The following is a 9,188-nucleotide window of genomic DNA, read 5'->3' on the forward strand; positions in this document are numbered from 1 at the left end:
AACAGGCTCCATTGAATATCAATGTGAGAGTTTTGAACATTGGGAATGACCCTGAAAGCCAGCATTCATGCGGGTTTCAGGGGTTTCTCAGGGACGACTAAATGATGTCCTCAAACCATGGCCCAATTGGGCCTCCTTGAAACAGCATCTCCATTTGACACGCCACGCCTGATGCAAGAACTGGTGGACTGGGTGCACCATGCGCGTGATCACAAAACCTTGCACCCGCTGCTGATCGTGGCCATCTTCGTCGTGGTCTTTCTGGAGATCCATCCATTTGAAGACGGCAACGGCCGCTTGTCACGCATCCTGACCACGCTGCTCATGCTCCAGTTTGGCTACAGCTATGTGCCCTACAGCTCACTCGAAAGCATCATCGAGCAAAATAAAAGCGGCTATGACATCGCCCTGCGGCAAACGCAAGGCAGCATGCGCACCGAGCAAGCCAACTGGCAACCCTGGCTGGTGTTTTTCCTTTCATCGCTGGCCTCGCAAGTCAAACGCTTGGGTGAAAAAGTGGAACGCGAAAAAATGATGTCACAACTGTTGCCCAAGCTCTCGGTCGATATGCTGGCCTTGGTCAGGGCGCATGGCCAACTGACCACAGCGCAAGCCGAACAACAAACCGGTGCGAACCGCGCCACCATCAAGGTGCACCTGGCCAAACTCGTCAAACAGGGGCACCTTGCCAAGCACGGCGTGGGCCGAGGCACTTGGTACGAAGCCGCTGGGCGGTGACTGGGCGCGTCTGATTTCGAGTTGCTACAAGTTCGTCGTATTTGAATGCGGCTGGGCCTCATGCTGAGGGTGATGGCCCTCAGCTTGTCATTGGGCCTCCTGCCAATGCAAGTGAACTGGCCTTTTGCGTCTGTATGGCCAGGAACGGTCAGGATCGTTGGTGTCAAGCACACCTCTGGGTAGCGATTGACGCTCACCGCGCTGAAGCGGCCTTCAATGCGGCAGTGGGTTGATTGTTCGTATTGATCTGGGTCGCCCTGGGCCTGACGATGAGAAAAACTGGGCCACCCGCACCCGCACCAGTACCCGCGACGCTCAAGTGTTGTTTGTCCCTTGTTAGACGCGCTCTGGCATGATCAACAGATGTCTTCTTCTGCACTTTTACACAGGGTTTACCAAAGCTTTGTAGCCGAACCCTACACCCCCAATATCGGGGCCACGCTCCATGGTTTGGACTTGTCGCAGCCATTGAGCGAGTTGGCTCAAACTGAGCTGAAAGCGGCCTTGGCCCAGTTTGAGGTGGTCTTTTTTCGGGACCAAACGCTCACGCCTGCACAGCAGGTGGCGTTCACCCGCAGTTTCGGCCAAGTCAACGAAGTCAAAGCCTTCTTTCCCCGTGTGGATAGCCAGCCCGAGATTGAAATTGTGGAAAGCACCGCCGAGCGCCCGGCTGCCAACAACAACTGGCACGCCGACATCACCTGGCAGGCCCATCCGCCCATAGGCACCAGCTTGTATGCGCAGGTCATTCCGGCCAGCGGTGGCGACACCGTCTGGGCGAGCATGACCACCGCCTACGAAGGCTTGCCCACCGACCTCAAAGCCTATCTGGAAACTTTGAGTGCCATGCACACCTGGGAGGTCACCGGCTGGACCGAGTACCTGCTGCGCCAAGATGCCAGCGGCGAGCAACTGCAAGCCGCTCGCGCCAAATACCCGCCCGTGACGCACCCGGTGGTGCGGGTGCACCCCATCACGGGCAAAAAGATTTTGTACGTCAACCCCACCTTCACCACCCACATCCATGGTTTGCCACGCCCGCAAAGCGACGCATTGCTGGCGCAGTTGTTTGGGCTGATCACGGCACCCGAAGTGCAAGCCCGATTTCGCTGGCAGCCCCACTCATTGGCCGTGTGGGACAACCGTTCGACCCAGCACTACGCCGTGGCCGACTTTTACCCACAGCAGCGCAAACTGCACCGGGTCACCTTCACGGCCGATCAGGCTTTTTGAGTCTTAGGCGGCAAAAGCTTGGGGTGGATGTGACGCGCATCTTTTCGCACGGGGTATTTGAAAGCGTCTTCAGGTAAGCTTTGCAGAACACTTTTTTAAGGAACTGCCATGAGCGACACTTCCGCCTTTGGCTTTGGCCAATTTGTGCCGGGCTTTGACTTTTTGCAAAACCTGTCGAAAACCGCCGCACAAGCCCAGCCCGCTGCGGCTGCGGGCATGCCTGGCATGGCCAGTTGGGTTGCTCCCACGCTGAGCATCGAAGACATCGACAAACGCATTCAGGAGCTCAAGTCGGTGCTGTTCTGGCTGGAGCAAAACACCACCGCACTCAAGGCCACCATCCAGGCCATGGAGGTGCAAAAAATGACCTTGACCACGCTGCAAAGCATGAACGTGAACATGACCGACCTGGCCAAGGCCTTCACGGCCAAGCCGCCAAGCGCCCCATCCGATTCGAGCGCGTGGACTTCTTCGCCTTCTTCTGTTTCGGCAGCGCCAGAAGCAACACCCGCTGCCCCCAAACCTTCGCTGTTCACACCCAAGCCTGCCGCCGCGCCCGTGGCCCCCGAGCCTGCGCAGCCCCAGCCCAGCAGCGCCGCCAACGCCGCTCAAGACAGGCCACAAGCCCCGTCCGATGCCCCGTCCAACGCCACTGCCGACACCGCAAACACCAAGCCTGCCGTGGACCCGATGCAGTGGTGGGGCGCACTCACGCAGCAGTTTCAGGGCATTGCGGCTGCGGCCCTGAAAGACGTGGCCGCCGAAGCCATGAAAGCCGGGGTCTCGGCCAAGGCCGCGCGTGCCCGGGCGGCTGCACCTGCAAGGGCTGCTGCACCTGCCAAGGCGGGCAAAGCACCCGCTAAAGGGACGGCCAAAGGGGGTGCCAAAAAGCCGCAGGCGGCTAAGGCTTCGACCAAGGCCCCGGCCAAGTCGGCACACCAAGCACCCGCCAAAGCGGTGGTCAAGGCAGCGGCCATGCCCAAGTCTGCACCGCGCAAAGCTTCTTCCAAGTGATCTGCCCATGAAGTTGTTTCCCTGTGGCCATGCCACCCACCCGCAGTGGCAGATGGCCGCTGGCTTGGTGCTGGCGCAGTTGCGTGCGCAAATGGGTTTGCCCGGCTATGCCGCTGCGCCCCGGCTGGCGCTGCTCTACATCACCGACCATTACGCCGAGCACGCGCAGGCCGTGCTGGACCACTTGCGCCAAGCCTTACCGGGAGTGAGCGATTGGGCGGGCACGGTGGGCATTGGGGTGGCGGTCAACGGTGCCGAGTACTTCGACGAGCCCGCCATGGCGCTGATGCTGTGCGATGTGCCGCCCGAGCATTACAGATTGTTTTCTGGCGTGTCGCCTTTGCCTGCGGGCTGGGCCGACACCGCCTTGGTGCACGCCGACCCGCACACGCCCGATTTGGCCGAGTTGATCGACGAGGTGGCGCAGCGCACCCAACAAAGCTATTTGTTCGGCGGCCTGACGGCCAGCCGCACGCGCTCGGTGCAGTTTTCTGCACAAGTGGGCCGTGGGGGTGACGACGGCTTGGCCGGGGGCGGCGTGCTGCAAGGCGGCTTGAGTGGGGTGGCGTTTTCTGCGGCGGTGGGTTTGTTGTCGCGGGTCACGCAGGGCTGCCAGCCCGTGTCGCCTGAGCGCGAGGTGACCGAGGCCGAGGGTCATGTGCTGCTGAAATTGAGCGGTGAGCCTGCCTTGGACGTGATGTTGGCCGATCTGGGCATCAGCCTGCGCGAGCCGCAAAAAGCCATTGCGGTGGTGCGTTCGACCTTGGTGGGCCTGAGCCCCGCTGGGCAATCGGGCGTGGGCCGCACCGGCCACTTGGGCAGCGATGTGCGCGTGCGCCACATCATTGGCCTGGACGCTTTGCGCCAAGGTGTGGCGATTGCCGAGCACTTGCTGCCCGGCATGCGCCTGAGCTTTGTGCGCCGCGACGTGCAGGCCGCACGCGCCGACCTGGTGCGGGTGTGCGCCGAAATCCGCGAAGAGCTGGAGCCCGAAACCCTGTCCATCGAGGCCATCAACGCCTTGAGTGACGACCCGGTGCCCACCGCGCCGCAACCGGGCAAACGCATCGCTGGCGCGGTGTATGTCAGCTGCACCGGCCGGGGTGGTCCGCATTTCGGCGGGCCGAGTGCCGAGCTGCAAATCATCCGCCACGCCTTGGGCGATGTGCCGCTGGTGGGCTTTTTTGCCGCTGGCGAAATTGCGCGCAAGCAGCTGTATGGCTACACCGGGGTGCTCACGGTGTTCACGACCGACTGAGGGCCAGTTTGTTGCACAGGCCAGACAGCGAAATGGCCTGGATGTCTGCGGCGAGTGGGTAGGTCTCCTGGCCCGGATAGACCACCCATTTTTGGCTGGGCTGGAGGTCCTCGCAGGCGCTGTGAAAGCCGCGCTCCACTTTGGGCGTGCTGCTGCGTTTGATGTCAATGGCCCAGAGTTCGCCGCCTGGCCAGGCCAGCAGCAAATCAATTTGCGCACCCCCACTGGTTCTGTAAAAGTAGCCTGTAACGCCCGCAGGCACACAGGCCAGAAGGGATTCAATGCAATAGCCTTCCCAACTGGCACCCACAACCATGTGCGAGAGCAAACTTTCTGTGGACCCGATGTTCAGCAGCGCATGCACCAGACCACTGTCGCGCAGATAGACCTTGGGGGCCTTGACCAAGCGTTTTCCTGTGTTGGTGTGCCAGGGTGCAAGTTTGCGCACCAGCAGCAGATCACACAAGAGGTCGATGTGGCTTTGCGCGGTTTTGACGTCCACACCCAGGTTGCGTGCCAATTGCGCGACATTGAGCATGCCGCCTTGGTGGTGGGCCAGCATGGTCCAGAAGCGGCGCAATGTTTCAGCGGCGATGCGGGGACCGAATTGCGGAATGTCCCGCTCCAGATAAGTGCGGATGAAATTTTCTCGCCAGCGCAGGCTGCGGGCATCTGAGGGGGGCGTTCAGACTTTGCGGAAAACCACCACGCAGCCACAAAGCATCCATCGCTTGAGGGCCCGTTTCCAGAACACTCAAGGGGCCAAGCGCCAGATAAGCGATGCGCCCAGCGAGCGTCTCGCCCGACTGGTGCAGCACATCCAAGCTGGCCGAGCCCAGCAATAAATACTGTCCGGATGCTCGGCCCATGCGCCGGGCTTGGTCAATCAAGCCCCGCAGCACGGGGAACAAGCCCGGTGCTCTGTGCACCTCGTCCAGGATGAGCAGCTTGTCCAAGTATTCCATGATTTGTAAGGATAAATACCTCAGACGCCGCGTGCGCTCTGGGGCCCCATGGCAGACCTGAGTGGGTTGTTGGCCGTTTCAGCGCCGCAGTGAATGAAAAGCTTCAAACTCCCAGCGCCGCATGGCCAGCAGCAGGGTGTAGCCCTCGCGGTGTTCGCTGGTCAGTTTTTGGTCAGACTGGTGTTGCATCGCAAAGTCCTGCGCCACCCGTTGCAAGCGCTCCAGAAATGACGGTGCCAAGGCACGGCTGATGGAGCCGTGCACCAACTGGAGCCCTTCGCCTTGCGCTTCAAAGCCGCCTGAAAAATAGTCCAACAAGGCGTGTTCGCGGAAATACTGCATGACCGGTCCATGGGGCCGCCACCGGAAGGTCTTGGCCAATTGCAGGCGGTATCGGTTCAGTGGGCGCAACTCGATGATCCCGATCCGGTCAAGTTGCACCATGCAGCGGATGCAGTCCGCTTCACTCAGTTGGTAATAAGAGGTGATTTGCTCCAAAGACCACTGGCTTAGCACGCAAATGGCCACCAGCATGAGCTTTTTGTCGGCCACCACGGCCCGCTCTTGCGCTTGACTCAGCACGCTCAGCAGAGGCTGCGCGTCTGCCACTCGTCTTGCCAGTTCGCCGAAGTCCAGTTTCAAAGCGCGGCACACCTCATCCACGCGTGAAAGCGACATGTCTGACTTGGCCAGCATGCGCTTGACGCTGGATTCGGCCATGCCCAGGGCGGCGGCCAGGTCGCCATAGGTCATGCCAGTGGTTTTGAGTTCTTGTTTGATCGCTTTGATGAGATCGGCAGTAGTGCTCATGGGTACTTAAATTTGATACGTGAAGGACAGAGGCTTTGTACTTTAATGAATAAATCGCCTCTCTCACAGCTTGCGAGCTTGAAACTTCCGCCCATGTTTGTGATGCCTAGAGGCCGATTGATGTCCATTTTTACTTTTTTAAGTCCTGCAGCTGTGCTGTCTGGGTCGTCTAAGGATGCCGTCGTCGGTGCCGGGTCCAAAGCGCTGCTGGTTTGGGCGCTGCTGTGGTGCATGAGTTTGCTCATTGACCCGCAATGCTTGGCCTCAATGGGCCTGTCTTTCAACGCCCATGGCCATCAACATGTGCATGCCCATGGCCATCCGTTTGTGGATGCGCGCAGCATGTTCGGCATTCCCAACACCTTCGATGTGCTGAGTAATCTGCCCATGCTGGTGGTGGGGCTGATCGGTCTGTGGCGATTGTTGCCCATTCGTGGCGTGATTTCAGACGCGATGGCCAGTGCCGACCCACGCAATGCTTTGTATGAAAAGCCCGCTCGTCTGGCTTTTGCAGGCTTGGCGCTGACCTGTTTGGGGTCAAGCTTGTACCACTGGCACCCTGTGCCTGCCACGCTGGCGCTGGACCGCATGGGCATGGCTGTGACCTTTGCTGGGGTGTTGGCTTGGGCGGTGGCTGAGCGCTTGCAAGTGATTTGGGCTTTTCGATTTGCTTTGGTCGTCATGGTGGCCGGTGGGGTGTCGGTCGCCTTGTCTTTGTGGAGCGGCCACGTTCTGCCCTGGGCCGTATTGCAATTTGGTGGCTTGGCGCTGGTGCTGGTGCATGCCGTGGTCACTGTCCGTGAGGGGACTTTAACGGGCCTGTGCAAGGTGAAGTGGCTGGCGCTGGTGGTTTTGTATGTGTTGGCGAAGTGGCTTGAGGTGCAGGATGAGCAGATCTTCTTGTGGACGCGTGAAAGGATTTCTGGACACACGCTCAAGCATTTGGCGGCTGCGCTGGCAATGGTGCCCTTGGTGCTGTCGCTTACAAATGCAGTCAAAATGCCGATCCAAAAGGCGCAGCTTAAAAACGCCATCTAAAAAGTCAGGGAGAACGCCATTGTCCAATTCAAATGCACTTGCCGCCACAGCCCATCGTGATCACTCAAGCCAATTTGCACTGTTGAAGCAAAAACGGTTTGCCCCTTTTTTCTGGGTGCAGTTTTTGGGCGCAGGCAACGACAACGTCTTCAAGTTTGCCTTCACGGTGCTGGTGACTTACCAGTTGCAGGTGCAGTGGTTGCCTGCCTCTATGGCCGGGCTGGTCATCGGGGCCCTGTTCATCTTTCCCTTTTTGCTGTTTTCGGCCACCAGTGGCCAGTTGGCCGACAAGTACCCCAAAGAGATACTGATCCGGCTGGTCAAAAATACAGAAATTGTGATCATGCTGCTGGCCGGGTGGGGCTTTGTGCAGCAAAACGTGCCCATGCTGCTGGCCTGTGTGTTTTTGATGGGCTTGCACAGCACGCTGTTTGGCCCGGTCAAATTTGCCTATCTGCCGCAGCACCTGACCGAGCGAGAGCTCACCGGCGGCAATGGCATGGTCGAGATGGGCACCTTTGTGGCCATCTTGCTGGGCAATGTGGCCGGCGGCTTGTTGATCGCGCTGCCGCTGATGGGGCCGATGGTTGTGGGTGTGGCCTGTGTGGCGCTGGCCTTGTTGGGGCGGGTTTTGGCGCAGGCCGTGCCGGTTTCGCCCGCCACCGATCCCGCTTTGAAGATCAACTGGAACCCCTTTACCGAAACCTGGCGCAACTTGCAATTGGCGCACACCAACGTGGTGGTGTTTCGTTCATTGCTGGGCATCAGTTGGATGTGGTTTTTTGGGGCTGTTTTCCTCAGCCAGTTCCCGGCGTTTGCGCGGAATGTTTTGCACGGCGACGAACAAGTGGCCTCTTTGTTGCTTGTGGTGTTTTCTGTGGGCATTGGTGCGGGTGCCTTGCTGTGTGAAGTCCTGAGCCGCCGCCATGTCGAAATTGGCCTGGTGCCGCTGGGCGCGATTGGCATGACCGTGTTTTCGGTGGATTTGTACTTCGCATCGCGTGGTTTGCCGCCCGCCAGTGCCGCCCTCACGCTGGCCCAATTTGTCGGCCAAATCGCCCACTGGCGTGTGTTGGCAGACTTGGCTTTGCTCTCGCTGTTTGCGGGCATCTACAGCGTGCCTATGTATGCGCTCATTCAAATGCGCAGCCAGCCCACGCACCGGGCGCGCATCATCGCCGCCAACAACATCCTGAACGCGCTGTTCATGATCGCCAGCTCGGTGCTGGCCGGGGCCTTGCTGGGCGCGGGTTTTTCCATCAGCGAGTTGTTCTTGATCATTGGCCTGCTCAATGCGGTGGTCGCGTTTTACATCTTCATGCTGGTGCCCGAATACCTGTTGCGTTTTGTGGCCTGGGTGCTCACCCACCTTGTCTACCGCTTTCGGGTGCAAGGCGATGAGCACATCCCCACCGAAGGCCCGGCGGTGCTGGTTTGCAACCACGTCAGCTTTGTCGATGCCGTGCTGCTCATGGCCGCCAGCCCGCGCCCAATTCGTTTTGTGATGGATCACCGCATTTTCAAAGTGCCGGTGTTCGGGGGGCTGTTCAAACTGGCCAAGGCCATACCGATCGCGCCGCGCAGTGAAGACCCGGAGGCTTATGAAGCGGCCTTTCGTGAAGCCGCTCAGGTGCTGCGCGAGGGTGATTTGCTGGGCATTTTTCCAGAAGGCGGCATCACCCGGGATGGCAGTTTGCAGCCCTTCAAAGGCGGCATCATCAAAATCCTAGAACAAGCCCAAGCCGAGGGGATGCAAGACGTTCCTGTCATTCCCATGGCCCTGACGAACTTGTGGGGTTCTTATTTCAGCCGCATTGAGCAGCGCAAAGGCGAACCGACGGCCATGGTTCAACCCTTTCGGCGTGGCTGGCTCAACCCTGTGGGCTTGAATGTGGGCGCGCCCCTCTCATGTGCCGATGCGAGCCTGCCCGTCTTGAGTGCTCAAGTGCAGGTTCTGTTGGACGCTTAGGCTCTAATCCCAAATATATGCACCACACGCCTTTGACCAAGCATGGCTGTCTTTGTTATATGGGGCGGATTCAAAAGTGAAGTGCAACACCTGCAAACCCTGTAAGGTCCGCAGATGCAAAGCACTCCATTGAAACACTACAAACAGATCCAACCCGAAGAGC

The 9,188-nt window shown here is 59.3% G+C and carries 9 protein-coding genes; 6 read left to right on the forward strand and 3 right to left on the reverse strand.

Translation table 11 applies throughout. The annotated features are described in order from the left end of the window. The first annotated feature begins 117 nt into the window (after positions 1-117). The 4 genes from ACIQ39_RS16890 to ACIQ39_RS16905 all read left to right on the forward strand — a co-directional run bounded on the left by ACIQ39_RS16890 (position 118) and on the right by ACIQ39_RS16905 (position 4,243). Entirely contained in the window at positions 118-738 is a 621-nt protein-coding gene (locus ACIQ39_RS16890) for a Fic family protein (RefSeq protein WP_396435764.1), read from the forward strand. 363 nt (positions 739-1,101) lie between these two features. Continuing rightward, entirely contained in the window at positions 1,102-1,971 is an 870-nt protein-coding gene (locus ACIQ39_RS16895) for a TauD/TfdA dioxygenase family protein (protein ID WP_396435765.1), read from the forward strand. Positions 1,972-2,079: 108 nt separating this feature from the next. Further along, the gene (locus ACIQ39_RS16900) at positions 2,080-2,985 is read left to right on the forward strand and encodes a PhaM family polyhydroxyalkanoate granule multifunctional regulatory protein (RefSeq protein WP_396435766.1); all 906 of its coding nucleotides are present in this window, start codon (positions 2,080-2,082) and stop codon (positions 2,983-2,985) included. Between the two features lie 7 nt (positions 2,986-2,992). Further along, complete coding sequence (locus ACIQ39_RS16905) at positions 2,993-4,243, forward strand: FIST N-terminal domain-containing protein (RefSeq protein WP_396435767.1); 1,251 nt, start codon at positions 2,993-2,995, stop codon at positions 4,241-4,243. Here ACIQ39_RS16905 and ACIQ39_RS16910 read toward each other — a convergent pair. From ACIQ39_RS16910 to ACIQ39_RS16920, 3 genes are all read right to left on the reverse strand, one after another. Further along, positions 4,230-4,823, reverse strand: coding sequence for a DUF4143 domain-containing protein (locus ACIQ39_RS16910; RefSeq protein WP_396435768.1), 594 nt, complete (start codon positions 4,821-4,823; stop codon positions 4,230-4,232). The two genes, ACIQ39_RS16905 and ACIQ39_RS16910, sit on opposite strands and share 14 nt — an antisense overlap. 4 nt (positions 4,824-4,827) lie before the next feature. Then, positions 4,828-5,208: an AAA family ATPase gene (locus ACIQ39_RS16915; protein ID WP_396435769.1), complete on the reverse strand. Its 381-nt coding sequence runs from the start codon at positions 5,206-5,208 to the stop codon at positions 4,828-4,830. A gap of 78 nt (positions 5,209-5,286) precedes the next feature. Then, positions 5,287-6,018, reverse strand: a complete 732-nt coding sequence (locus ACIQ39_RS16920; protein WP_396435770.1) for a helix-turn-helix domain-containing protein — start codon at positions 6,016-6,018, stop codon at positions 5,287-5,289. A 231-nt stretch (positions 6,019-6,249) separates the two neighbouring features. Here ACIQ39_RS16920 and ACIQ39_RS16925 point away from each other — a divergent pair, with 231 nt between their 5' ends. After that, positions 6,250-7,056 carry a hypothetical protein gene (locus ACIQ39_RS16925; RefSeq protein ID WP_396435771.1) on the forward strand — a complete coding sequence of 269 codons (807 nt, stop codon included), beginning with the start codon at positions 6,250-6,252 and terminating at the stop codon, positions 7,054-7,056. After that, positions 7,007-9,025, forward strand: coding sequence for an MFS transporter (locus ACIQ39_RS16930; RefSeq protein ID WP_396435772.1), 2,019 nt, complete (start codon positions 7,007-7,009; stop codon positions 9,023-9,025). Before ACIQ39_RS16925 ends, ACIQ39_RS16930 begins: the two co-directional genes overlap by 50 nt. The last annotated feature ends 163 nt before the right edge of the window (positions 9,026-9,188 follow it).

Origin of the sequence: Limnohabitans sp., from assembly GCF_044361645.1 — a bacterium.
GTDB lineage: Bacteria > Pseudomonadota > Gammaproteobacteria > Burkholderiales > Burkholderiaceae_C > Limnohabitans_A.